At 64.5% G+C, this 24,772-nt stretch carries 24 protein-coding genes and 2 tRNA genes; 14 read left to right on the plus strand and 12 right to left on the minus strand.

All coding sequences use genetic code 11. From position 1 onward, the window contains the following. Positions 1-11: 11 nt before the first annotated feature. Positions 12-1,316: an O-antigen ligase family protein gene (locus ACVOMC_RS05575; RefSeq protein WP_481523326.1), complete on the plus strand. Its 1,305-nt coding sequence runs from the start codon at positions 12-14 to the stop codon at positions 1,314-1,316. A gap of 189 nt (positions 1,317-1,505) precedes the next feature. Here the strand turns inward: ACVOMC_RS05575 and ACVOMC_RS05580 are convergent, their stop codons facing one another. Continuing rightward, positions 1,506-2,417: a glycosyltransferase family 2 protein gene (locus ACVOMC_RS05580; protein WP_481523150.1), complete on the minus strand. Its 912-nt coding sequence runs from the start codon at positions 2,415-2,417 to the stop codon at positions 1,506-1,508. 263 nt (positions 2,418-2,680) lie between these two features. Further along, positions 2,681-3,475, minus strand: coding sequence for a glycosyltransferase family 2 protein (locus ACVOMC_RS05585; RefSeq protein ID WP_481523151.1), 795 nt, complete (start codon positions 3,473-3,475; stop codon positions 2,681-2,683). A 104-nt stretch (positions 3,476-3,579) separates the two neighbouring features. Here ACVOMC_RS05585 and ACVOMC_RS05590 point away from each other — a divergent pair, with 104 nt between their 5' ends. Beyond that, entirely contained in the window at positions 3,580-4,611 is a 1,032-nt protein-coding gene (locus ACVOMC_RS05590; RefSeq protein WP_481523152.1) for a CDP-glycerol glycerophosphotransferase family protein, read from the plus strand. Positions 4,612-4,863: 252 nt separating this feature from the next. Here ACVOMC_RS05590 and ACVOMC_RS05595 read toward each other — a convergent pair whose 3' ends face one another. From ACVOMC_RS05595 to ACVOMC_RS05610, 4 genes are all read right to left on the minus strand, one after another. Beyond that, a complete protein-coding gene (locus tag ACVOMC_RS05595; protein ID WP_481523327.1) occupies positions 4,864-6,348 on the minus strand; it encodes a PH domain-containing protein in 1,485 nt (494 codons plus the stop codon). Positions 6,349-6,359: 11 nt separating this feature from the next. Then, positions 6,360-6,914, minus strand: a complete 555-nt coding sequence (locus ACVOMC_RS05600) for a PH domain-containing protein (RefSeq protein WP_481523153.1) — start codon at positions 6,912-6,914, stop codon at positions 6,360-6,362. Between the two features lie 25 nt (positions 6,915-6,939). Further along, the gene (ribA, locus tag ACVOMC_RS05605) at positions 6,940-8,067 is read right to left on the minus strand and encodes a GTP cyclohydrolase II RibA (protein WP_481523154.1); all 1,128 of its coding nucleotides are present in this window, start codon (positions 8,065-8,067) and stop codon (positions 6,940-6,942) included. A 74-nt stretch (positions 8,068-8,141) separates the two neighbouring features. Next, on the minus strand, positions 8,142-9,062 hold the full coding sequence (locus ACVOMC_RS05610) for a lauroyl acyltransferase (RefSeq protein ID WP_481523155.1): 921 nt from the start codon (positions 9,060-9,062) through the stop codon (positions 8,142-8,144). Between the two features lie 63 nt (positions 9,063-9,125). On the opposite strand from ACVOMC_RS05610, the gene dtd reads away from it, so the two are divergent. The 7 genes from dtd to ACVOMC_RS05645 all read left to right on the plus strand — a co-directional run bounded on the left by dtd (position 9,126) and on the right by ACVOMC_RS05645 (position 13,832). Further along, positions 9,126-9,566 carry a D-aminoacyl-tRNA deacylase gene (gene dtd, locus ACVOMC_RS05615; protein WP_481523156.1) on the plus strand — a complete coding sequence of 147 codons (441 nt, stop codon included), beginning with the start codon at positions 9,126-9,128 and terminating at the stop codon, positions 9,564-9,566. A gap of 90 nt (positions 9,567-9,656) precedes the next feature. Then, positions 9,657-11,504, plus strand: a complete 1,848-nt coding sequence (gene rpoD, locus ACVOMC_RS05620) for an RNA polymerase sigma factor RpoD (RefSeq protein WP_481523157.1) — start codon at positions 9,657-9,659, stop codon at positions 11,502-11,504. Between the two features lie 171 nt (positions 11,505-11,675). Further along, positions 11,676-11,812, plus strand: a tRNA-Ile gene (locus ACVOMC_RS05625). A 191-nt stretch (positions 11,813-12,003) separates the two neighbouring features. Next, on the plus strand, positions 12,004-12,483 hold the full coding sequence (locus ACVOMC_RS05630; protein WP_481523158.1) for a Panacea domain-containing protein: 480 nt from the start codon (positions 12,004-12,006) through the stop codon (positions 12,481-12,483). Between the two features lie 20 nt (positions 12,484-12,503). Further along, positions 12,504-13,007, plus strand: coding sequence for a hypothetical protein (locus ACVOMC_RS05635; protein ID WP_481523159.1), 504 nt, complete (start codon positions 12,504-12,506; stop codon positions 13,005-13,007). A gap of 222 nt (positions 13,008-13,229) precedes the next feature. Further along, complete coding sequence (locus ACVOMC_RS05640; protein WP_481523160.1) at positions 13,230-13,391, plus strand: YodC family protein; 162 nt, start codon at positions 13,230-13,232, stop codon at positions 13,389-13,391. A 141-nt stretch (positions 13,392-13,532) separates the two neighbouring features. Next, a complete protein-coding gene (locus ACVOMC_RS05645) occupies positions 13,533-13,832 on the plus strand; it encodes a hypothetical protein (protein WP_481523161.1) in 300 nt (99 codons plus the stop codon). On the opposite strand, the gene ACVOMC_RS05650 is transcribed toward ACVOMC_RS05645, so the two are convergent. The 5 genes from ACVOMC_RS05650 to ACVOMC_RS05670 form a co-directional block, all read right to left on the minus strand. Continuing rightward, positions 13,813-14,421 carry a hypothetical protein gene (locus ACVOMC_RS05650; RefSeq protein ID WP_481523162.1) on the minus strand — a complete coding sequence of 203 codons (609 nt, stop codon included), beginning with the start codon at positions 14,419-14,421 and terminating at the stop codon, positions 13,813-13,815. The two genes, ACVOMC_RS05645 and ACVOMC_RS05650, sit on opposite strands and share 20 nt — an antisense overlap. A 342-nt stretch (positions 14,422-14,763) precedes the next feature. Further along, positions 14,764-16,152, minus strand: coding sequence for a phage major capsid protein (locus tag ACVOMC_RS05655; RefSeq protein WP_481523163.1), 1,389 nt, complete (start codon positions 16,150-16,152; stop codon positions 14,764-14,766). Between the two features lie 518 nt (positions 16,153-16,670). Next, positions 16,671-17,417: a hypothetical protein gene (locus ACVOMC_RS05660; RefSeq protein ID WP_481523164.1), complete on the minus strand. Its 747-nt coding sequence runs from the start codon at positions 17,415-17,417 to the stop codon at positions 16,671-16,673. A 797-nt stretch (positions 17,418-18,214) separates the two neighbouring features. Beyond that, a complete protein-coding gene (locus tag ACVOMC_RS05665; RefSeq protein ID WP_481523165.1) occupies positions 18,215-18,628 on the minus strand; it encodes a S24 family peptidase in 414 nt (137 codons plus the stop codon). A 76-nt stretch (positions 18,629-18,704) separates the two neighbouring features. After that, positions 18,705-18,926 carry a helix-turn-helix transcriptional regulator gene (locus ACVOMC_RS05670; RefSeq protein ID WP_481523166.1) on the minus strand — a complete coding sequence of 74 codons (222 nt, stop codon included), beginning with the start codon at positions 18,924-18,926 and terminating at the stop codon, positions 18,705-18,707. 111 nt (positions 18,927-19,037) lie between these two features. Between ACVOMC_RS05670 and ACVOMC_RS05675 the strand changes: the two genes are divergently transcribed. The 4 genes from ACVOMC_RS05675 to ACVOMC_RS05690 all read left to right on the plus strand — a co-directional run bounded on the left by ACVOMC_RS05675 (position 19,038) and on the right by ACVOMC_RS05690 (position 22,112). Then, complete coding sequence (locus tag ACVOMC_RS05675; RefSeq protein WP_481523167.1) at positions 19,038-19,460, plus strand: Arc family DNA-binding protein; 423 nt, start codon at positions 19,038-19,040, stop codon at positions 19,458-19,460. Position 19,461: 1 nt separating this feature from the next. Then, positions 19,462-20,625, plus strand: a complete 1,164-nt coding sequence (locus ACVOMC_RS05680) for a tyrosine-type recombinase/integrase (protein ID WP_481523168.1) — start codon at positions 19,462-19,464, stop codon at positions 20,623-20,625. Between the two features lie 10 nt (positions 20,626-20,635). Then, a tRNA-Ile gene (locus ACVOMC_RS05685) sits at positions 20,636-20,711 on the plus strand. A gap of 300 nt (positions 20,712-21,011) precedes the next feature. Further along, a complete protein-coding gene (locus ACVOMC_RS05690) occupies positions 21,012-22,112 on the plus strand; it encodes an NAD(P)-dependent alcohol dehydrogenase (protein WP_481523169.1) in 1,101 nt (366 codons plus the stop codon). 42 nt (positions 22,113-22,154) lie between these two features. On the opposite strand, the gene ACVOMC_RS05695 is transcribed toward ACVOMC_RS05690, so the two are convergent. Then, on the minus strand, positions 22,155-22,997 hold the full coding sequence (locus ACVOMC_RS05695) for a class I SAM-dependent methyltransferase (RefSeq protein WP_054659063.1): 843 nt from the start codon (positions 22,995-22,997) through the stop codon (positions 22,155-22,157). A gap of 257 nt (positions 22,998-23,254) precedes the next feature. Between ACVOMC_RS05695 and ACVOMC_RS05700 the strand changes: the two genes are divergently transcribed. Beyond that, positions 23,255-24,748, plus strand: a complete 1,494-nt coding sequence (locus ACVOMC_RS05700) for a SulP family inorganic anion transporter (protein ID WP_481523170.1) — start codon at positions 23,255-23,257, stop codon at positions 24,746-24,748. The last annotated feature ends 24 nt before the right edge of the window (positions 24,749-24,772 follow it).

The following is a 24,772-nucleotide window of genomic DNA, read 5'->3' on the forward strand; positions in this document are numbered from 1 at the left end:
AGTATCTGCCGATGGACCCGCATTTCCCCGTCACTGCCGATTCGATTCCCCGCCCGCCGGCCGCCCCGGCGCGCTGGCAACTGCTGCACCGTACCGCGACGCTGGCGCTGTTCGCGCTGCCGGCGCTGGTGATCAGCACGCCGACCAACCTGCTGCCGTTCGGCCTGCTGCTGCTGGCCAGTTCGATCGCCGGTGCCGATTACCTGTGGCTGGCCCGCCAACAGGCCGGGCGAGCCGGGCGGATTCTGCTGGTGCTGGCGCTGGTGACCATCGCCCTGGGGCTGCTGTCCCTGTGGCAGTTCGAGCATGCGCTCAAGGACGTGGACAACCGCTCGCGCTTTCTGGTGATGCCGTGGGCGCTGTTGTGGGTGTGTGCGCTGCGGCCGCCGATACAGGCGCTGTGGTGGGGCGCGCTGGCAGGCCTGCTCGCCACCTTCGCGGTGGCCGGCTACCAGGTATTCAGCGGGCTGGAGCGGGCCGATGCCTGGACCAACGCCATCGTGCTGGCCGACACCGCGCTGGTGCTGATGGTGCTGCTGGTGTTCTGCCGTCCCCCGCAGCGCTGGGGACTGATCGCGCTGGGGATGGCCGCGGGCAGCGCGGTGATCCTGCTCAGTGGCAGCCGCGGGGTATGGCCGGCACTGCTGGTGCTGTTCGTGGCCATGGCGCTGTCGGTGCGCTGGAAAACGGGCCGTTTCCGCGTCGGTGCCCTGGCCGGGCTGGTGCTGGTGGCCGCAACCGTGGTGCTGAGCGTGCCGCAGTTGCGTGAACACACCCGGCTTGCTGAGCTCAGCAGCGACATGCAGCGGATCGGCCGGGGTGATGTGGATTCATCCGCCGGGGCGCGGCTGGAGCGCCTGCAGGTGGCGTGGGATACCTTCCGCGAACTGCCGCTGACCGGGGTGGGGATCGGCCATTTCGACGATGCCATGCGACGCCTTCCCCAATGCAGCTCGCAGGCCGATCAGGTGTTCCGTTGCCACCTCGGCCATGCGCACAACGATCTGGCCGAATGGGCGGCGACCCAGGGCGTGCCGGGCCTGCTGCTGCTGCTGTGCGTCTATGGGCTGCCGCTGGGCCTGTTCCTACGTCTGCAGTTGAACAGCGAGGAGGATGGCTTCCGCGGGCCGGCGGCGGCCGGGGTGATGCTGGTGGTGAGCTACATCCTGTGCGGCATGACCCAGTCGATGTTCGCCCACCAGATCGCTGCCAGTACCTACACCGCCCTGGTGGGCGTGCTGTGCGGGCTGGCACTGGTCGACAATGCCGCGCGCGGAAGCCAGGCACCAGTTCAGCGCAAGGCAGCCAGCGGCTGACGTTTGAATAAGCCTCAACCCGGCGGCGTGACAGTCTGGGCCGTGGGCAGTGGCAGGCCCCGTGTTTGATCCGCGATCGCCCTCCGCACCGCGTCATCCGGAGGAGCCGGCAGGCGCGGTATACCGGCTGGGACTGCGCGCTTGCAGTGCACTGTCCGGCGGGCCGATCCAGCGCCGGTTCCGCGCGACTCAGAGGCGCGTGGATGCCGCAGCTTTGGCTTGGCCCGGAACCAGGTCCAGCGCCAGGCCGGCCGACAGCGCCGCCGCTCCCCATGCGGCCCATTTGATGGCGTGCCGTGGCCGTGACAGCAGGCTGTAGAACAGCGTGGCCGGCAATGCGACCAGCAGCAGTTTGGCCAGATGCCGCCGCGCCGCCGCCGCGCCGACATAACGGCGGATGGCGATCTGCCGTGACCTTGCATAGTGGAAACGCTTGATGAAGTCCGTGCGCACGCTGGGCGTGGAAGACGCGCCGCCGCGATGGAATGCCCTGGCCGCAGGTTGCAGCAGGCACTGATAGCCGGCTTTGGCCATGCGCAGGCACAGGTCGTCGTCTTCGTAGTAGAGGAAAAAGATTTCGTCAAAGCCGCCGATCTGGTGGAACGCACGGGTCCGTACCAGCAGGCAGCAGCCATGGATCCACTCGGCGCTGACCAGCCGGTCCGGTACGCGGACGCGGCCCTTCGTCTCCGGCCGGAAGAAGGCATCGCGGTGGCACAGCTGCGGTGTGCCGTTGTCACGCCAGCTCTGCGGGCCCACCAGCCCCGCCTGCGGAAACCGGGCCAGGCAATCGAGCAGGCACTGCACATCGGCCGGGGCGATGCTGCAGTCGGGGTTGAGCAGCAGCGCGAACGGGGTCTGGACCGCGGCCATCGCCTGGTTGTTGGCCGCGCCAAAGCCCGCATTGGTGTGGCGTGGGATCAGCCGCGCGTGCGGGATCTTCTGGCCGACGCGCGCGGCGGTGTCATCGCCGCTGGCGTTGTCGACGATGACCACGTTCGGAAACCGGGCCAGTGTGCTGGCCATGGTTTCCACCAGCGGCGAGGAGTTGTAGGTGACGCAGACAACGGTCACCTCGGCAAGAGAGGGGGCGGACTTCATGGAATGGCTTGGGCAGGGCAATGGCGCAGCAGCAGCGGCCGCTGCAGGGGTTGCCTGCGGGGGACAGGCAAGGGGGACGTACCGGCGTACGGAAACCTGTGCCGTGACAGCCCGTGTATTTCCACCGCAAGGGGGGCACCATTTTAACGGCCCGGGCCGGTGCCACCGGCCGGAGCGCCTGATGTTTTCCGGCTTGTTGCGCCGCGTTCAGGGTGCCTGGAGGGGCCTTCCGGCCGCGGCCCGGCAGACATGCCAGACCGTGGCTACAGCGGCTGCCCGTTGCACAGCAGCCACAGCATGATGGTCTTCTGGCGCACGTAGTTGGCGCTGACAAACGCCTCGATCAGCCCCGGCCAGCCATCCAGGAAGCCGCGCTTGACCACATAGCTGCGGAAGAAGCGCCAGGTGGGGGCGAGGATCAGTTTGCCCAGGGTCGCGCGCTTGCCACGGCTGAACTCGTGCTCGGCCATCATCCGCGCGTACTTCTGCTTCTTGTCCAGCAGTTGCAGGAAGTTGCGGTAGGGGTTATGCAGCAGGTCGCCGCGGAGCAGGGCGACCGGGCCGTCCACGGTGACCGCCTCGTGGATCTCGCGCTCGCCGCGCCAGCCGCCGTGGCGGCGGTCGAACAGGCGCAGCACGCGGTCCGGATAGGCGGTGCCATGGCGCAGGAAACGGCCGAAATATTCCGAACAGCGGGCGAAGCGGTAACCCCGCGCGCGCGTGAAGCCGGCATCGCGCTCGGCCTCGATGGCCGCGCGCAAGGTCGCATCCACCCGCTCGTCGGCATCCAGGCACAGCACCCAGTCATGTTCGGCCTGTTCGACGCAGAACGCCTTCTGGCTGCGGAAGCCGTCGAAGGCGCGCTGGATCACCCGTGCTCCGGCCGCTTCGGCGATGGCGATGGTGGCATCGGTGGAGAACGAGTCCACCACCACGATCTCGTCGCAGAACGCCAGCGACGCCAGACAGTCGCCGATCCGGTCGGCCTCGTTGAAGGCGATGATGCAGGCCGACAGGCGTGGCCGCCGGGTCGATGAAGTGGGGGCTGGGCTGGGCATGCGACCGTTCGCGCGGGGAACCGGGGGCCAAGCCTAGCAGCGACGCCGGGTACTGGCGATGCGATAATTGGCCGCCTCTGCCGCAATATCCAGGAGTTCTCCGCGTGCCACGCCACTATCTGCTGTACGGGTCCGAGCGCTACGCGCTGGCCATCCTCCGTCCGGTGCAGGCGGCGATCCGCGCGCGGGGCGACGAGGCGGCCTGGTTTTTCGACGGCCCCGGCGCGGAGGATCTGGCCGCCGATGAGACCCTGCTGAGCGTGGAGCAGGTGCGCGCGTGGAACCCGTATGCGGTGATCACCTCGTCCAACGCGGTGCCGCACTTCTTCCCCGGGGTGAAGGTGGAAACCTTCCACGGCTTCGATGCCGGCAAGCCGCGGCACATCTATATCCGCGGCTTCTTCGACCTGTACTGCACCACCGGCCCGCGCGACACGGCCGCGTTCTCGGCGCTGGCCGAGCAGATGGGGCATTTTTCGGTGGTGGAGACGGGTTTCCCGAAGATCGATCCGTTCATGAGCCAGCTGGCCGACGTGCCCGAGCCGGTGCGGCAGCCGCCGGTGATCCTGTACCACTCCACGTTCTCACCGTCGTGGAGCGCGGCCGGCATTCTTTACGACGAGATCAAGCGGCTGTCGCAGAGCGGCGAGTGGCGCTGGGTCGTCACCTTCCATCCGAAGATGGATCCGGAAATGGTGGCCAAATACCGCGCACTGGAAGGCCCGTACCTGCGCTTTGCCGATGACGACAACATCCTGGACCTGTTCCCGCAGGTGGACATGATGTGCTCGGACACCTCCTCGGCGCTCAACGAGTTCCTGCTGACCTACAAGCCGGTGGTGACCTTCAAGAACCGCCGCCCGGGCCCGCAGCTGATCGACATCGACGATCCGGCGCAGTTCGAAGGGGCGATCCGCACCGCGCTGTCGCGGCCGCCGGAGCTGATGGCCGCGGTGCGCCAGTTCGCCGACCAGCTGCACCCGTACCGTGATGGCCAATCCAGCGAGCGCATCCTCCAGGCGATCGATGCGTTTGTCGCCAAGGGCGCGCGCAACCGCAAGCCCAAGCCGTTGAACCTGTGGCGCAAACTCAAGATCCGCAAGCGCATCGGCTACTGGGGCCCGGCGCGGGTTTGAGGGTCGGCAACTTCGCCTTGCCACCAGGCTGAGGGCGAAGTCAGGTTGTAGCGACGTGGTTGTAGCCCGGTAAGCGCAGCGCACCCGGTCAGAAGGATCAACCCGATGACCCGGCTTCACGCCTGATGCCGGATCCGGAAAAGCAGGTTTTCCGCTGCCAAACTTCGACGTGACTCCAGGGTGCGCTTTACTTGCCCGGGCTACGGAACCGAGCCGCCGGGCCTTCAGCGGCCCGGATGCGTGGCGCGGCCGCTACCAGCGCAGTTTGCGCCGGGCCAGTTCGGCGCCGAGCTGGTCCAGCAGTTCCCGTGCGCGCGTCTCTTCCAGCAACCGCAGCTGCAGCGGTGGTGCGCCGAACGCGCCGGCCGTATCCAGGGTCAGTGTGGCGGTGCCGAAAAAACGGTCCAGCGGTGAACGGTCCAGGCGCAGCGCCTGCAGCTTGTCCAGCTCGGCGATGCGCCACCAGCGGTTCCACCAGCCGCCGCGCACGGCCACCCGTTGCGCGTCGATGCTGTAGCCCATGCGGCTGACCTGGCGGTGCGCCTTGAGTGCGGACCACGGCAGCCACAACAGCGGCAACAGCCCCGGCGCGCCGGTTTCATGGGTGAGCACGGCGGTCAGGATGGCCACCGGCAGCAGCGCCGGCAGGCACAGCCGCCACCAGCCGCGCGTGGAGACGGCATGCCACTGTGACGGCGGCCATTGGACCTGCGGCAGCAGCTGCTGCAACAGGCTATCGCAGGTGTCCGGCGGCGCCAGCGGCGCCAGTTCCTTCAACGCCCGGCCGTCCTTCTCGCCGGCACCGCCGGCGGCGATATCCACCCGCAGCTGGCGGCGTTTGAACAGCCGGTGCAACGCGCCTTCGCGCAGGGTCCAGGCCTGGATGCGGCGGCGGGCCACGCTGCTGCGCAGCCGGGTCAGCAGTCCGCGTTCGACAGTCAGCCGGCGGTCGGCCTCGGTCAGGCGGAAGCCGTGGTACTGGACAATGGCCAGGCCGATGGACAGCACCCGCAGCAGGACCAGTGCGAGCAGCACGACCATCAGGCCGGTGATCACCAGCGTGGGGGTGCCCAGCTGCAGCTGGCTGGCATAGCCGAACATCTGCCGGCCCTGCTGGGTGATGACATCTTCCATCGCGCGGCGCGGGAACAGCTGGTAGGCGGCGCCGACGGCGGCGGCCAGCACCACTATCGCGCGGTTGGAAATCAGCCCCTGCCGCACCAGTTCGGGCAGCGGCAAGGTGAGCAGCACGTCCGCGGCCGGCTCCTGGACCATCGCGCCGGGTGCGGCGCTGCCGCGATGGCGGATCAGGCGTTCCAGTTCCAGTGCCTGCTCCAGCTTGAGCACGCGCATCTGCGCTTCGGGTTTGTCGCCGGCGGCCGACTCCAGCCGCAACTCGGCCACGCCGAACAGGCGGTGCAGCAGGTTCTGGTGCACCACCACGTTGTGGATGCGGGCGAAGGGAATCTCGCGGCGGGTACGTTCGAAAATGCCGCTGCGGATGCTCAGGGTGTCGGTGCCGATGCGGTAGCGGTAGCTCCAGTACTGCGCCAGCGCCGAGGCCAGCACCGCCACGATGACCGCCGCGGTGATCCAGTGGTGGTACGGCAGGCCGTCGTCATCGCCGCGGCTGCCGAACACCAGCACCGCCACCAGCGGCAGCAGCAGCTGCTGGATCTGCTGCTGCAGCACGAACAGCCAGGACCACGGGTGCAGCCGGCGTTCTCCGGCGTCCATCGGCGCCGTGCTCACAGCGCGTCGTCGTCATGGTCGAGCTGGCGCGCCAGCCGGTCGCGCAGGCGTTCGGCATCGGCGTGGTCCAGGCCGGCGATGGCGACGGTGTTCAGGCGGGTGCCAGCGGTATGCACGGTCAGGGTGGCCAGCCCGGCGGCGCGCTCCAGCGGGCCACGGCGCAGGTCCAGATGCTGCACGCGCGAGACCGGTACCCGGCTCTCGCTCTGCCACAGGTGGCCACGGCGCACGCCCAGCGCCTGTGCATCCAGTCGCCAGAAGGTGAGCCGTTGCCGGCGCCAGCCGAACCAGCCTCCCCACAGCAGGCCGATGACCGCGCCCGCCGCGGCGATCAGCGGCCAGTGCGGGCTGCGCAGCACCAGCGTCAGCGCGCCGGCAGCCAGGGCCAGGGTGATCGCCATCGTCAGCCCGGCTCCAATGGCGGCGAACAGGGCGCCGCGTGACGGCAGCGGCTGCCAGTGGCCTTCAGTGACGACCGGGGCGGGAGGAAGTGCGGGGGGTTGGATCGACAAGCGAAGATTCCAGCGATGAGGCTGGAGCGAGCCTAGCATCCGCCCGCAGGCGTGTGAGCCGGGTTTACTGCGCGGCCATGATCAGCGCATCGACGTCGAGCTGATGGCCGGCGCGTACGGCCTTGGTGCGCAGGTACTGCTCGTTCTCGGCAGTGATCTCGCCGGTCACCGCCACGCAACCGACCACTTCGATGCCGGCGCTGCGCAGATGCTGCACCTTGCTCGGATTGTTGGTCAGCAGCTGGATGCGGCGCACGCCCAGCCCCCGCAGCATCGCCGCGGCACTGGCATAGCGGCGCTCGTCCGGGCCGAAGCCCAGTTGCGCGTCGGCATCGATGGTGTCCAGGCCTTCGTGCTGGTAGCCGTAGGCGCGCATCTTGGCGGCGATGCCGGTGCCGCGGCCTTCCTGGTCCAGATACAGCAGGATGCCGCCGCCCAGTTCCTTGAGTGTGCGCAGGCCGCGGCGCAGCTGGTCGCCGCAATCGCACTTGAGCGAGCCGAACAGGTCGCCGGTCAGGCAGGACGAATGCACCCGCACCGGCACGATGCCGCCCATGTCCGGAGTGCCGACGATCACCGCCACCTGGTCGCGCTGCGCCACGCCGCCGCGGAACACGGCGAACTCGCTCATGCCCACATCGCGCAACGGCACCGGCGAGCGCGTCACCAGTTCGTAATCCTGGCCGGCCTGGGCGGCCCCTTCGGCGAGGTCGGCGATCTCCAGGTGCATGCACGGGTCAAACGGTGAATCGCTGGCCGGCAGTTCCACCGCCACCATCGCCGGCAGCAACAGGCCCAGCCGCGCCAGTTCCACCGCGGCGGCATCGCGGGCGTCGCCAGCGCTGAACGGGCCTTGCGGCGGTGTGGCATCGCGCAGGTAGGCCAGCGCCGGCAGGCTGTCGAATGTCAGGCCGGCCAGCGGGATGCGGATGCCGTGTTCGGCGGCAATTCCCAGCGTCTGCGCGCGCGGCCGGGTCAGGAACAGGTAGTGCCGCTGGTCCGCGGCATCGGCGAAGGCGCTGAAGCTGGCGGCGGTGGCGCTGTCCAGGGCGATGACGGCACTGCGCCGGTCGCCATCGACGATCACCAGGGGACGCCCGGCGCGAAGCTCGGCCGCTGCCCGTTCGCAGTGGATGGCCGCAGTCTGGGGGAAACCGGCGGATGAAGTTGCAGGGGAGGGCAGGGCGCTCATCGGAAACCTAATGGGGGTCGCCGGCCGGGGATTCAATCGGCGCGGTCGGGCGACGCAGTGTTGCTGGCAACGCGTCAGTGCGGGTGTCTGGCGGTGGCGTACGGGTCTTTCTCGCCGCTGCCGGGTGGGCGCAGCGTGTAGCGTTTGTAGGTCCACTGGTACTGCGACGGGTCGCGGCGGGCGATGCGTTCGATGCCGGCATTGAGCGTGGCCGCGGCGACCTGCAGATCCGGATCGGCCATGGCCGCCGGGGCCGGTTCGACATGCAGCGCGAATTCCAGGTCCGGGCCGAGCCGCTCGCACCAGGCGAACAGCACCCTCGCACCGGTGCGTTCGGCCAGCCGGTTGACCAGGGTCATGGTCAGGGCCTGGAGGCCGAAGAACGGCACGAACACGCCGTCACCATTCTTGGGCTGCTGGTCGGGCAGGATCGCCACCGCGCCGCCATCCTTGAGCACCTTGAACAGCTGTCGCACGGCCGGACCTTCGGCGCGGACCTGGCGCACGTTGTCGCCGCTGCGTACCCGCTGCAGGAAGGCGTCGCCGGTGGGGTTCTCCGGCGGCGCGTAGACGAAAGCAAACGGGCCGCGCGAGGCCAGCCACTGGTTGAGCAGCTCCCAGTTGCCATAGTGCGGCGCCACCACGATCACGCCCTGGCCCGATGCCAGCGCCGCGTCGTACAGCGCCTGGCCGTGGCGCTCGACCAGGTGCCGTTGCAGGTTGCTCGCCGGCGGATGGGTCCACAGGTACAGCGTTTCCAGGGCCTGGCGGGCGGTGGTACGCAAGACGATGCGGTGCAGGCGCTGGCGCTCGGCCGCCGGCAGTTCCGGATACACCAGCTCCAGATTGCGCCGGGTCACCCGGCTTTCGCGGGCGTCGATGCGCCGCCACAACCAGGCCACGCTGTCGGCCAGCGAACGCTGCCACGACCACGGCAGGCGGGTGAGCACGGAGGCGAGGCGATAGTAGAGCTTGGCGGCGGTGTCCGGTTTCATGTGCCCAAGTTTAGCCGCTGCCGCGCGATGTTAAGGTTCGCCCTCCTTTTGCTAGGAGCCGCCATGCTTTCCCTGATCCAGCGTGTCACCCGGGCCTCGGTCACGGTCGATGAAACCGTGGTCGGCGAAATCGGCCAAGGCCTGCTGGCGCTGGTGGGGGTGGAGCCGGGCGATGACGCCGCGGCCCTGTCACGGATGGCCGACCGCCTGCTCGGCTACCGGGTTTTCGCCGACGATGCCGGCAGAATGAACCGTTCCCTGCGCGATACCGGCGGTGGCCTGTTGCTGGTGAGCCAGTTCACGCTGGCCGCCGACACCCGTTCCGGCATGCGTCCGGGCTTCAGCACGGCGGCGCCCCCCGACGAAGCTGAACATATTTTCAATCAACTGGTGGCCATCTGCCGCGAAAAACACGCCGCACGGGTGGAAACCGGCCGCTTCGGTGCCCATATGGTAGTGAGCCTGGTCAATGACGGACCGGTGACGTTTCTGCTCAGATCCTGACGCGCCGTGAATCCACCGCCCGGCAAGCGTTATGCTGCGCAGGTATAATAGTAGGTTCTCTTCTTTCCCCGCCGGTGGCGCGAGCATTACATGGCCAACGAACGTCCTGCCCAGCAAAACGACATCAAGCTTCTGATCAGCAAGGGCCTGGAACAGGGCTACCTGACCTACGCCGAAGTCAACGACCACCTCCCCGACGACATGGTCGATCCGGAGCAGATCGAAGACATCATCGCCCTCATCACCGGCATGGGCATCGATGTCCATGAAGTCGCGCCCGATGCCGACACGCTGGCCCTGAGCGACGGCAACACGGGCAACCGTGAAGTCGATGACACCGCTGCTGAAGAAGCGGCGGCCGCCCTGACCGCACTCGACACCGAAGGTGGTCGTACCACCGACCCGGTGCGCATGTACATGCGCGAAATGGGTACGGTCGAGCTGCTGACCCGCGAAGGCGAAATCGCCATCGCCAAGCGCATCGAAGAAGGCCTGGGCCAGGTGCAGGCCGCACTGGGCACCTTCCCGATGGCCGTGGAAACCGTGCTGGCCGATTACGAGCTGCACAAAGAGGGCAAGAAGCGCCTGGCTGAAATCATCGTCGGCTTCAACGACCTGGTGGAAGAAGAGCCGGCGCCGGCCGTGGTCGCTGAAAGCGAAGACACCGAGGCTGACACCGAGGCTGAAGAGGAAGACGACGACGTCGCCGAAGAGGAAGCCGGTCCGACCGGTCCGGATCCGCTTGAAGTTGCCCGTCGCATGGAACAGCTGGCCAGTGATATGGCCAAGTTCAAGAAAGCCCATGCCAAGGGCGACGACAAGGCCCGTGCCAAGCTGCGTGACGAGCTGGCCGCCACGTTCGTGACCTTGAAGCTGCCGCTGCCGCTGACCGACGTGCTGGTCAAGCAGTTGCGCGATGTGATGGCTTCGGTCAAGGCCCAGGAGCGCCGCGTGCTGCATCTGGCCACGATCACCGCACGCATGCCGCGCAAGGATTTCATCCGTTCCTGGGAAGGCAACCAGACCAATCTGGAATGGGTGGAAGATGCACTGAAGCGCAAGCAGAAGTGGTCCTCGGCCCTGCGTGATGTGAAGGACCAGATCATTTCCGAACAGCAGGCCACGCAGGACGTGGAGAAGGCGACGTCGCTGTCGCTGGAAGAGCTGAAGGAAATCAGCCGTGTGATGGCCTATGGCGAGGCCCGTGCGCGCAAGGCCAAGAAGGAAATGGTCGAGGCCAACCTGCGTCTGGTCATCTCCATCGCCAAGAAGTACACCAACCGCGGCCTGCAGTTCCTGGATCTGATCCAGGAAGGCAACATCGGCCTGATGAAGGCCGTGGACAAGTTCGAATACCGCCGCGGCTACAAGTTCTCGACCTATGCCACCTGGTGGATCCGCCAGGCGATCACCCGCTCGATCGCCGACCAGGCGCGCACCATCCGTATTCCGGTGCACATGATCGAGACGATCAACAAACTCAACCGCATTTCCCGCCAGATGCTCCAGCAGTACGGCCGCGAGGCCACGCCGGAGGAGCTGGCCAAGGAAATGGACATGCCCGAGGACAAGATCCGCAAGGTGATGAAGATCGCCAAGGAGCCGATCTCGATGGAAACCCCGATCGGCGACGACGAGGATTCCCATCTGGGCGATTTCATCGAGGACACCAATGTGGAGTCCCCGGTGGAGAACACGGTCAACATCAACCTGTCGGAAACCGTGCGCGACGTGCTCGGTGGGCTGACCCCGAGGGAAGCCAAGGTGTTGCGCATGCGCTTCGGTATCGACATGAATACCGACCACACGCTGGAAGAAGTCGGCAAGCAGTTCGACGTCACCCGCGAGCGCATCCGCCAGATCGAGGCCAAGGCGCTGCGCAAGCTGCGTCACCCGAGCCGTTCGGAGCAGCTGCGCAGCTTCCTGGATATCGAATGATTTCCAGGCTGTAGGGTTGAACGCGAAAAACCCCGCCCAGGCGGGGTTTTTCTTTGCCGCCCGCGCGAGGCGGTCAGCACCGGTTGGCCACTTCGGTGCAGCGGCGCTGTCCCAACGCGCACGGGCAAGTGGTCGCCCTACGCGCGCTCCACTACACTGTGCCGTCGTTGCGGGCCTATAGCTCAACGGTTAGAGCAGAGGACTCATAATCCTGCAAAGTGACGTTGCTGCTTGTTGCGAATTGACCTTTTTTTATATAAAAATCAGTTGGATGCGCTGATTTTGTAGTTGTCAATTTGTCGGGCCCTTTCCAATGATTGCCTAACATTGCTGGCAGCTTTACACAGGAATTACACGCGGTTGAAGTAGCGATGGTCACCACCATATATGTGAAGTGAGTCCTACAGTCTCTTAGCTCGTGAGATTGATGTGTGCGATATTTGCGTCGCTCCGTTAGCGCTCCCTATGTGAGCTGCCCCTCGGACTTAGGAGCCCCGCTATGACCTACTCTCCTGCCAGTGTTGCCAACTTCTTCCTTGAGCGTGCCTCAAGGGAAGGCCGAGCTATTACGCCGATGCAGCTCCTGAAGCTGGTATACATCGCTCATGGCTGGTACCTGGGATATACGGGGGCTCCGCTCATTGATGAGCAGGTGCAAGCCTGGAGGCATGGGCCCGTCATCAAGTCGCTTTACGACAGAATCAAGCATTTTGGCAGTGGTTCGGTCACCGGCTTGGTCGCCGCCAGTCCATTTGGTGGTTTACCCGCAGTAGTCGGGGAGGATGCTGCCCCGCTGCTTGACAGTGTTTGGAAGAACTATGCAAGGTTCAGCGGAATTGAGCTCTCGCAGATGACGCATTTGCCGGGTACGCCTTGGTCCATCGCGTGGCATCAGGAAGGCGGAAAGGACAAGTACTTTGCTCCGATAAGCAATGAGCTTATTAGGGAGCACTACGCTGAAAAAATTAGAGCTAACTGATATAGAAAGGCTGACGCCGAATGGCAAGCGACAAGGAAGGAAGTTCGCCAGTTTTTCCAGAGATAGCCGTTGCGGCCGATGAGGCAGAGGCGGGTTTCAAGAAAACGCCAGCAGTTGCTGATGCCGGCCCTGTGCCTGCTAGTTCATTGCGGGAGGAGTACGAGACTCAGCTCGATCTCAATCACGCAGCGCACCGAGAGATGCGATGGGTCGCCTTCTCCGCTTTGGGTGGGCTTTCGCTAGTTTTCTTCTGCTCGCTACTTTGGATGCTTCTGCGCTTTGCTAACCTGCCTGCTATTGGTGCCCTTCTCATTATGAGTAAAGACGCCAATTGGCATGTTTTAGTTCTACTTGGGGCTGGTCTAGTGGTAATTGCGGCTATCCCACTGTCGCTTTCTCTGGGGCTGATGAAGATGATCAGTGTGACTAACGAGCAAGACCCTACGGTTAGCACGCCGACGACAGAGGCTGTGAAGGCTGTAGCCGAGCTTATAAGCCATATCTACAAGTCGATAAAAGGATGAGCTCAATACTTGCTCAAGAGAACCCCGCTCCGGCGGGGTTTTTGTGGTCTCGCTCCGTGGCTGCTCGGCGTCCCTTGATCCACGCGTCTATGACGGTTTGTAGCCGAGCAGCTGGTACGCCGCTAGTGCTCTTGCCAGAGAGCCTCTCACGGCCTTGAAATACGTTCTCTTAGACGCCATCCAGCCAATGCCCATGAGGGCTAAACCAGAGCAGTGAAAGAGATGGAATTCAAGCCAGGTGATGTTGTTGTACTGAAGAGCGGTAGCCTTAGGATGACCATCAGCAGGGTGAACGATGGGACTGCGTGGTGTGAATGGTTCGACACTAATCAAGCCCCGCAAGGTAAGGCATACGACGTTGCGGTACTGAAGCTTTACGAATAAGCATCTATGGCCCCGCACCATCAGGTAGCGGGGCTTTTTGTGGGAGAAATCCTACAAGGCAAAGCGGTCACCACCGACAGATCCAGCACCGGCGCCAGGGGATGATCGTGACTTTCCGATAGCCTGAGTCGCAGATATCCCGTGGCCTACCAGACCCTACGCGAAAGCTTCGATGCCTTGGCATACGACATCTTTGCCAACGGCTACATGATGCGAGCCACTGAGCGTCTCGCCCGGGTCCAAGAGCTGTACGGGCTGGCTCTGCAGGCACTAGCCGCAGCCGAGGGTCGTGGTGACGCGGACAAGATCGCGGCTTCTATCTGCGGAGCCCTGCATCGTGCTTACAGCATTACCAGCGCGCTGGAGCAGCGTGAGACGCTCAGAGAGACATTCGCGCGACGAGAGATGTTGGCTGATCGAACTAAGCTGCAAATCGCTTGATCGTCACTTGATGCTGCGTCAGCTCTGTGAGCAGTAGCTGGCCGCCAATAGGTCCACTTCCCGGTACTGCCTTCATCTGGCGTATCTGAGCGTTTGCGACCTGGTGCAGAAACTCTTCATGAGTGTCCACGGTGATGCTGGAAAGATCCTCATCGAAGGCTGGTGCGATGTGGCCGCCGCCAATCTCATCAATGCTGAAGCCAGCACCGTCGCGTACCAGGCGCAGCGCGCGCGGTGCACCCCATTGCTGCGACCAGCCCACGAGAAGAATCTCCTGCTTGTCTGTGTGTTCGGGCTTGATTCCGTCGGCTTCGCATTGCTTCAGATAGGCAGGAAGCAGGGTGCGGGCTATGGCTGGAAGCGACTTTGTCAGCGTGTCGAAGGAATGATCACCCATGAGTGTCAGCAGCTGAATATAGAGGCTCCGCACAAACCCCAGCTCGCCGCGTGAACAGATGGCGACGTTCTCGAAGGGAAGGAGGAGGATCTTACTCGTCTCAAATTCGGTTCCATGTGCCGACGATATCGCCAGGGTATCGACCATGATCAGTGCCCTATCGGCAAGAATCACAACATTCAACAGGCTCATCAAGTGGTCCTTTTGTGGTCGAAATAGTGGGCCCTTTGAGCGCTTCAATGGAGGTATAGGGCCCCCAAGCTGGGCCGATCTGGTAGCCGATCGTCGCTCCGATGGGACCGCCAACGTAGTATCCGATGATGGATCCGATGGTTCCGCCAATTTGGGAGCCGGACATTTCAGCAACCTCTCTCTGTTTGTAGGGGGAGCCCTCCGCCTCAACCTGGCGGAGGGCTCCAAGGTGCAATCAGCGCGGACTCGCCCATGAGGATGTAGGAGCCTGGCCTTGCACTGCCGGTGTTGTTGCGGACACCGCCGGCTGGTCCGTACGGGGGCAAGTCAGCCCCGATAGCTTTAGCCCTTGATGCCCGCGATCACCGCGAAGGCCTTGGCATATGCGACCGCCACGTCGACGCGGGTGTGGCAGACGAATCCGACCTCACCGGTCGTTGCGTGGAGCTCGTTCAGCAGCTGCACGCTCACGCCTTCCCGCATGAAGAAGGTGAACAGCGAGAAGTCACCGACAAAGATTTCCGAACAGTCCGAGGACGTGCCGACGGTGAGGTCCGTCGGAATCTGGGAGCTGGTAAGGAAGTTCCAGCTGGTCAGCGCATCCGGGCGGCGCAGGGGCTGCCCAGTGGTGTCGGCGAACAGAGCCATGGTCTCGTCTTCGCGCGGCGACATGATCGCCGTGTTCGGGGCGGGGGCGTCGGCCTCCTTGATAGCACGGGCGGCATTGATCAGCTTGTTGTAGTTGGTCAGCGCGGCCCCGTTGGTGCCGTTGCCGATCGCGTGCACGCCGTCGATGTTGAGCAGGCCGCGGATCTCCGGGGCAGTGCCCGAACCCCGCAGACCAGCCCGGTCGAGCTCCTTGGCGAAGGCCTGGGCGATGGCGGTACGAAGTGCCTGTTCCAGCCCGGGAGCATCGGCCAGCAGCTCGCGGCTCACCTTGAAGCGAAAGGCCAGGCTGCGGGGGGTGATGGTGATCGATCGGAATGCGGGATCAGATTCGGCGATAGCGGCGCTTTCGTTCCGCCATGCCGCGGTCGGGATCGTGTCGGTTGCCGCGATCTTGAAGCTGTTGCTCTGGTCCTCGAGCACCGCCACGTTTGCACCCGCCTGCAGCAGGCTCGATGCCGGCACCAGGGCGTTGAGGATGCCTGGCAGCAGCACACCCGGCACCAGGTAGCCGCCGGCAGTGTTGGTGCCCTCGCTGAGCGCGTTTCGCACGCCATCCGTGGTTCGCATATTGGCGACGCCGCGGAAGAACTCGGTCAGCGACATTCCCTCACTGGACGATCCCCTCACTCCCAGCTGTGCTGCGATCTTGGAGGGGTCACGCATGTCCTGGTTGGAGATCAGCTTGCCGATCTCGCGACCGTCACTGTCGCGGAGGCTGGCGTTAGCACCGCCAAACCGTGCTTCGGCAAATTCACCAAGATCGAGTTCTTCGTCGATCAGGTCGATCACCGCGCTGGCCCAAGAAATGGTGTTCTCAATGTTCCGATTCGGGGTTTTGTCTTTGTTGAATAATTCAATATTCCCATCGCGGACCTGGTCCTGGAACAGGTTGAGTGCGCGACGAACCTTGCTGCGATCAGCTTTCGCTGCACTGGGCGAAGTGTCGGAGTTTTTCAGCACCTCATCGATGTCGAAACCGACCTTGGCAAATTCGATGCGCGCTGCAAACTGCAGATTGGGATCGGCGATTCTCTCGCGGTAATACTGTAGGCCTTTGGACATGGTCCTTCCCTTTTGATTGTGACCCGAGCAACAAAAAAGCGCGCCCGGATCAGTGCTTGACTGATCTCAGAGCGCGCCTTGGCGTGGCCTTGGCCGCAACTTAGGACCGGTGCCGGTGACACCCGTGGGGTGAGCCGTCCTGGACAGTTGCAGCGTAGCGCCTTGGCGCGCTTGTTCAATGGGTTTCGTCACATTCGGCACTTGGATCTGCTTTGTGTGATCTGCCCAGCGGAGCGCATCGCGTATGCGCCAGGCTTTCGTTCTGCATGCAGCCGAGCAGTACCGCCTTGGCCGGCCCACGTCGGCCAGCACCAGCTCACAGCTGCAATTCTCACAACGGTGGGTAAGTGGTTTCGTCACAAAAATCGGTTTTTCTCAACTGACGGTGCAAATAAACAGTTGGGCGCACGTGTCGGGATGGATGCTCGTTGGAGTTTTCCCCTCCCCCCCCGGGCCGTTGCTCAGTTCTGAGCAACGGCGATTGATCGCTGGTGATGGAGGCACACCGTTCCGTTGGCCTAAGCATCTGGACCTGCTGCAGCCATCTTCCCGGTGACTGGGCGATCCCCGTCGTCGAGCGGGTCGATGCCTGCTGATTTCATTGCCTTCACTTCGCTGTCCGATAGGCCTAGAACCTGCGCAATGTCTGCCCAACGTCGGTGGGCCTGGTCACGGCTGGCCAGCACGATCGGGCGCTCCTCAGATCTGAGGAGCGGAACCGGTTCCGGTAGCGGATCCCCACGCATGACCATGTCGTTGACCACGTCATAGGCGTCTTGCAGCAAGCGCCGCGCATCCTTGGTACTAGAGTTCCGGTAGATGAACTCGTCCAGGTTGTTCCTAACAGCGCGCGTGAACGCCGACCAGTTCTCCGGCGACTTGGCCAGCTCGTTGCTGACACGGGCGAAGCTTGGGATGCCGCGGCACATAGCCAGGAAGCGCGGGGCTGAGGGCGGCCAATCACTGCCAGCTGATCGGCAGGCGTCCAAGCCAGCGTCGATGTGGGACCGATTCAGACCGGTGAGTGTCTTGGCCCATTCGGCACCAGCAGCCGATCGCGGGTTGTCCCCGTAGGTGCTCGTCCAGGCGTTGCCGAACAGCCCGCTCATGTGAAGCCAGACGTAGTCAGCTATCAACGCGGAAGGCTTGGCCGTCGATGATGCTGCCACCTGCGGCTGATTGGGCGTCGCGCTGGTGCGCTGCTTCGATGTTTGCTTGGACGCGCTCTGCAGGGCTGAGGCTGCGGCTTGGTGGGCTTGCTGCATGGGATGCTCCCGTAACTGGGGTGGCCTTCTCGGCACGGATTCGTCTGGCAGTGGCGATGACGTAGCCCGCTGGCTTGTCGGGGTACAGGGCGTGTATTTCCAGTAGCTCGGCAGTCGTCACGCCTTCGCTGCAGGCAGCTATGAGGTTCGGGTTCTGGCTGGCGATGCGTAGGCCGGCGCGGTTCAGAGCGACAGCTGCAGCACCAGCAGGCGTGCCACACACAGCGCGCGACTCGTCCTGCCCAAGCAATCCTTCCGGTGTGCAAGATCTATCTGGAGTTACTGAAGAAGAAGATGAAGAAGAAGATGAAGAAGAAGGGGGGGGATTTAAGGGGGGTTTTTTATCCCCCCTTTGCTTCGCTGGCCTTCCCCCCTTGCTGCCGTGCTCGGCTCCTAGCTGTCCGAACTCCTTTCCAGCTTCGCCACCTGCTGCACGTCGATTCCTTACGGCCTCATCCCTGAGCATCCGGCGCGAGTAGATGACTCCTTCATCGGTCACACTGAGGACGCCGTTCCTTTCCAGCTCATTGAGCCAGACTTTCACGGACCGCTCTGAGTCGCCAACGAGTCGTGCAAGCTCTTTGGTGGACAGCGCGCGCCCTCCTGCGCACAGATGCCCGTATTGCTCAGCGCGGTGCATGATGCAGATCATCTCGATCCACAGCCCCCTAGCCCCTATCGAGCACAGCCGGAGCGATGCGTCATTGCTCCAATCGTTGGGGTAGAACTGAAATGCTGGACGCTTCATTCCAGAGCCTCACCCCCGGCGGCAGCGGAAAAGCTCGGGCCGCGGGTGCTCATGCTGATCTCCGGATCGCACAAACTTTGATCACAGCCCCCAGGATCACGAGCTCTTCGCGAGTGAGGTAGAAGCCATGCTCTGGATTGCTGGCGGTGAAGACGAGGTAAGCCATCCGGCCATCGGGGCCCGGACGATGCTGCACTCGGCGCACGATCTGCTGGTCACCAAGCTGGATCACGTAGATGCCATCCCAGCGAAAGCTGGTGACACCTACGTCCACCTGCAGAACGTCACCAATCTCAAAGCTGGGTGCATTGAGGTTGTCGCGGACGAGCACATAAGCCAGGCCCTTTGGTGGTGGCATCAGCACCGGGGACGGATAGCTATCGAGGGCGCAGGTGGTCCCTCGCACTGCAGGGGCGGATTGCCCGATTGCGCCCGGGGTGGCGTGGTGTACGATAGTATTCACGGTCAGGTCGTTCCTTGTGGGTTCGGACATGGCTTCTACGGCTCGGGCGGGTGCAACCGCTCGGGCCGTTTTCTTTTCAGCCGACACGGGACCGGCTGTCGGTCGTCTCAACGATCGATGACTCGATGTATGCGTCAAGGTCAGATCGGCGGTAGAAGCAGCGGCCGCCCAATTTCAGATAGCGCGGGCCACGCCCTTCGATCCGCATCTTGTCCAGCGTGCTGGTGGAAATTCCCAAGTACTTAGCTGCTTCTGGTCCCTTTAGGCGGTCCAAGCCCGGCGGCTGTGGGTTTGCCATGTTTTTGTCTCCAGTTATGGTTGCTCAAAAGGGACAACATTGGTCCCTTGTTGTGGAGTGGACCATTGTTGTCCGTTGCAGTCAAGGACAATTTTGGTCCATGATTCCGCCATGACCTCCGAATTCCACCAATTCAAGCTGCGTATACCGATAGATCTCATGGAACAGCTTGAGAGCGCGGCGGAAACCTCCGGCCGCTCGTTGTCAGCGGAAATCGTTTTTCGGCTTACCTCCACCCTTGAGTCTCCTATCCCGGTCTTGATTGCTAATCGCTTGCGGGAAAAGGCTCTTCTTGAGCACGCCATTGCCGAGCGCAAAGAGCGATTCGCAGCCATACCTTCAGACGCTGAAGATGATTTGGAGTCTTTGGGCAATGAGCTCTGGGACCTCTGGCGTCAACTCATGATGGTGAACGAAGCTCTGAAGGCCCTAGGGGAACGTGTCGAAGAGAGGGCGGAGGAGGATCCCGCTTGGCGGTCTCCACGGAGCAGGGAAACGAAGCCCGCTAGGGCCCGGGCTGTAAGGAAGGGGTGAGGTGGCGGCGTTCGCTAAACTGACTCGGACTGCACAGCGCGCGCTGAAGCCTGGCCAGTCGATCAGCGAGCACGGAATCAGCTACACCCGCCTGAGCAACGGCGATGGGCGCTGGTCCATCAATGTCATGGTGAGCCGCCGCCGGCATCACCAGGTGGTTGGGTTGGAGTCTGAGGGGTACACCCGCACCCAGGCTGAGGACGTGATCGCTACCCTCAAGGCGGGTAAGCGCGCGGCGGCGCATGGCGTACAGGGCAGCAGGCAGACAGCAGCTCTAACCGTCGCCCAGGCGGCTGACGACTATCTGGCTTACCTGCGCACACACGACGGGCGGGACGTTACTACTAAGGTAATGCGGTTCCGTGAGCACCTGAAACCGCACCTTGGCCAGATCCAGGTATCGCGCCTTTCTGATGACGACTGGCTGGCCTACGTGGCCAAGCGGAAGGGCGAGGGCGCAGCACCGTCGACTATCAACCGGGAGCGATCAGCACTGCTGCACATGCTCAACACGATGCGCCGGCGGAAGATGCTGGCCGCGGTGCCGCTGCTGGTGCGCCAGGCAGAGCCAGAGGGAAAACTGGTGTACCTGACGCCGGCCGAGTCACAGCGGTTGCTCAAGGCCGCGGCGAACGATCAGTCGGATCTTGCCCACCCCTTCATCATGATCACGCTCTACACCGGCCTGCGGCACGAGGCGGCTCTCAGTTTGCGGGCGAGCGACGTGGATGTAGAGCGGCGCATCCTATGGATCCGCCACGACAAGGCCGGCAGACGCGAGCAGCCGATGCCGCAGATTCTGGCCAACTACCTGGCGCGCTACACCGCCGGCATGGAGGCAGAGGGCTATCTGTTCCCTTCGCCCCGGGCCAAGTCGGGCAGGGCGTATCAGATGAACTCGATTTTCGCGCGCTGTGTGGAGCGGGCTGGCATCACCAAGCACTGCACTCCGCACACCATGCGCCACACCGCGGCGACCAATGCCGCACACGCTGGCCTTGATGCCGCCACCATCCAAATGATGGGCGGGTGGAAGACACGTGCTATGGCTGAAAGGTACACTCACGCCGCTTCGATGCGCGATGCGATGGCGGCTCTACAAGAGCAGCTTTCCGCCGACACGGTTACACCGGAATTACCACGGATACCACGGCAGACCCATTGAAACCCTTTGCGGGCCTATAGCTCAACGGTTAGAGCAGAGGACTCATAATCCTTTGGTTCCAGGTTCGAATCCTGGTGGGCCCACCATGGAAGGCACCGGGAGTTTCCACTCCGGTGCCTTTTTTGTGCGCGATGGCTTTTGGCGTGATCCCGGCATAACGTCGACGTGAGCGCGTCTGCGGGGTGTGCGGGCAAGGGGCATGCCGGCGTGGCGGGTTTGGCGCAGCCCGTGTGCGCGGGGAGGGGAACTTCCCGGCGCCCGGGGTTTGGGCTGCCTGCACCGGACCGGCGAGGTGGCTTGTGCCGTCAACAGGCCGTTACCACGCCGGGAGTATGCTCGGCCCGACCGGTGGCGGCCGGGCCCCTTCCCTCGCTGAGGAATGCATCATGAGCATGATGAAAGCTGCCGTATTCGTTGAGCCCGGGCGTATCGAGCTGGCCGACAAACCCATCCCTGATGTCGGTCCCAACGATGCGCTGATCCGCATCACCACCACCACCATCTGCGGGACCGATGTACATATCCTCAAAGGCGAGTATCCGGTCGCCAAAGGACTGACCGTCGGCCATGAGCCGGTCGGGGTGATCGAGAAGCTCGGCAGTGCGGTGCAGGGCTACACCGAAGGGCAGCGGGTGATCGCCGGGGCGATCTGCCCCAACTTCAACTCCTACGCCGCGCAGGACGGGGTGGCCTCGCAGGATGGCAGCTACCTGATCGCCAGCGGCCGCTGCGGCTGCCACGGTTACAAGGCCACCGCCGGCTGGCGCTTTGGCAACATGATCGATGGCACCCAGGCCGAGTATGTGCTGGTGCCCGACGCGCAGGCCAACCTGGCGCCGATTCCCGACGGGCTGAGCGACGAGCAGGTGCTGATGTGCCCGGACATCATGTCCACCGGCTTCAAGGGGGCGGAGAACGCCAACATCCGCATCGGCGATGTGGTGGCGGTATTCGCGCAGGGCCCGATCGGCCTGTGCGCCACCGCCGGGGCGCGGCTGCTGGGGGCCTCGACCATCATCGCCGTCGATGGGAATGAGCACCGGCTGCAGATCGCCAAGGCGATGGGGGCCGACGTGGTGCTGAATTTCCGCAACTGCGATGTGGTGGACGAGATCATGAAGCTCACCGGCGGTCGCGGCGTGGACAGTTCCATCGAGGCGCTGGGTACGCAGGGTACGTTTGAATCGGCGCTGCGTATCCTCAAGCCCGGTGGCACGCTTTCCAGCCTCGGTGTGTACTCCGAGGACCTGAAGATTCCGCTGGCGGCGTTCGCCTCGGGCCTGGGCGACCACAGGATCAACACCGCACTGTGCCCGGGCGGCAAGGAGCGCATGCGTCGGCTGATGAACGTGGTCGCGTCCGGACGCGCCGATTTCGGGGCGCTGGTGACCCACCACTACGCGCTGGACGACATCGTCGCCGCCTACGATCTGTTCTCGCACCAGCGCGACGGCGTGTTGAAGATCGCGATCAAGCCCGGCGCTTGAAGCGCTGTGCCGGGGCGGTGGAGCGCCGCCGCCCTGTTGCGGTCAGCGTCGCACCGCCAGCACCCCGTCCAGCGCCAGCCCGGTCTTGAAGCCGGCTTTCTGCAGGCGGCTGGCGACTTCGCGGGGTAAGTCGCGGCCGCTGGTGAGTTTGTTCGGCGCGCCGGTGTAGTGGAACAGTTTGCCGCCGGGGCGCAGTACGCGCGCCAGCTGATCGTAGAACACCTGCGAGTAGAGTTCCCCGGCGATCCCGAAGCGCGGCGGGTCGTGCAGCACCGCATCCATCGAGGCATCGGCCAGGTGTTCGATTTCGCGTGACACATCGCCGTGGGCCAGATGCAGCCGGCCGTGTGCGGAAGCGGCTTCCGGGTCGGGCGACCACGGGTTGAGCGTGCGCAGCCACAGCACTTCGCTGCTCTTCTCGAACGAGCGGATGCCGGCCACTCCTTCAGCAAGGCAGCAGGCGGCGAAGTAGCCCATGCCGCCGCAGGTGTCGAGCAGCTGCTTGCCCCGCGGCTCCACCAGCGCGACCTTGCGCCGCGCATCGTCCAGCGGCGAGAGCTGCGCGCTGACCAGCATCTTGATGCCGTCGATCTCGAAGGTCGGAATACCCCAGTCGGTAGGCACCAGCTTGTACAGCGCGCTGCCGAACCGCGAGGCGGCGCTGAAGGCATCGCCATCCCAGTAATAGATGGTACGGTCCTTGAGTTTGTCCGGCCACGCAAAGCGCTGTCCGTGCCACTGCCAGCCGTCCTCAGCGAGGATCACGGCGGTCTCGCTGCGGCCCAGATCGAACGAGGCGTGGATCTGTTGGGCGCCGTTGTTGAGCGCCGTCCGCAGCCGCTCGAGCAGGGGGCGGGTGAGCAGCGGGCCGGTGTAGTGGGGCATGGGAGATCGAAGCCGGGTGGCGGAGCGCCGCAGCACCGGTGGCGTTGGGAAGGGGCGTGCATCGTACCTGACCGGGCCCGCATTCAAGGTCACCCGGAACGGGGGGAAGTCGTGCCGAGGCTGGCGGTGGACTTGCGTGACCGCGGGCGAATTTTGTCCGCAGCCCAGCCAGGCCGCATAATCCGCCCCCTTTCCGGCCCGCGGGCCGCCGCCGCGCCGTCGGTTACGCGCGTCCGCTGTTCCAGGCTGCCCAATCCATGTCCTTTCTCCGATCCGAACTGGCGCAGTGGCGTGCCCATCCGCTGCGCGAGCTGCTGGCCGGCGCGGTCGCCACGTTCGCGCTGATTCCCGAGGTCATCGCGTTCTCCTTCGTGGCCGGCGTGGACCCGCAGGTGGGGCTGTTCGCCTCGTTCGTGCTCAGCATCGTGATCGCGGTGTTTGGCGGGCGCCCGGCGATGATCACCGCCGCGGCCGGTTCAGTGGCACTGGTGGCCGCGCCGCTGGTGTCCGCGCATGGGCTGCCCTATCTGTTCGCCGCCGGACTGCTGGCCGGCGCGGTGCAGGTGCTGTTCGGCGCGTTGCGACTGGATGTGCTGATGCGCTTTGTCAGCAGCTCGGTGCGCACCGGCTTCGTCAACGCACTGGCCATCCTGATCTTCGCCGCGCAGCTGCCGCATCTGGAGGCGGCCAATGCGGCGACCTGGGCGCTGCTGGGGCTGGGCTTGGCGATCATCTACGGGCTGCCATACCTGCCGCTGCCTGGCCTCCGGGTGATTCCCTCGCCGCTGATCTGCATCGTGGTGCTGAGCCTGCTGGCGGTGCTGCTGCAACTGCCGGTGAGCACGGTGGCCGATCTGGGCAAGCTGCCGGGCGCGCTGCCACAGTGGCTCGGGCTGCCCGAGGTGCCGTGGGACCTGCAGACGCTGCGGATCATCGCGATGCCGGCGCTGGCGATCGCGATGGTGGGACTGCTGGAGTCATTGATGACCGCGCGGGTGGTGGATGAGTTGACCGACACCCCGAGCCCGAAGCACCGTGAAAGCATCGGCCTGGGTGCGGCCAATATCGCCAGCAGCCTGTTCGGCGGCATTGCCGGCTGCGGCATGATCGGGCAGACCGTGGGCAACGTGAAATACGGCGGTCGCGGCCGCCTGTCCACCCTGTTTTCCGGCGTGTTCCTGCTGATGCTGATGGTGCTGCTCAAACCCTGGATGGCGCAGGTGCCGGTGATCGCTCTGGTCGCGATCATGGTGATGGTCAGCGTCTCCACCTTCGACTGGCGCAGCTTCGGTGCGTTGAGACGGCACCCGCGCCTGTCCGGGGTGGTGATGCTGGCGACGGTGGCGGTCACCCTGGGCACCCACAACCTGGCCGCCGGTGTGGGCGTGGGCGTGCTGCTCAGTGGCGTGTTCTTCGCGCTGAAAGTGGCGCATCTGCTGGATATCCGCATCGAGGACACCGACGGTGTGCGCACCTACCGGGTCACTGGCCAGGTGTTCTTCGCCTCGGCCGATCCGTTCATCGACGCGTTCGATCCACGGACCTTGCCCGGTACCCGGGTGGTGATCGACCTGGATGGTGCGCGGCTGTGGGACATCACCGCGGTGGCGGCGCTGGACAAGGTGGTCACGCGGCTGCGCCATCACGGCGCCACAGTACGGGTGCACGGCATGGACCGCCACAGCCGCGGGCTGATGCGGCGTGTGCGCAGGGAAGGGGCGTGGGCCGAGGATGGCGTCTCCGGCAGCTGAGCCGGTGCGCCCGGTTCACCCCGG

The sequence above is a fragment of the Stenotrophomonas sp. STEN014 genome (assembly GCF_056760315.1).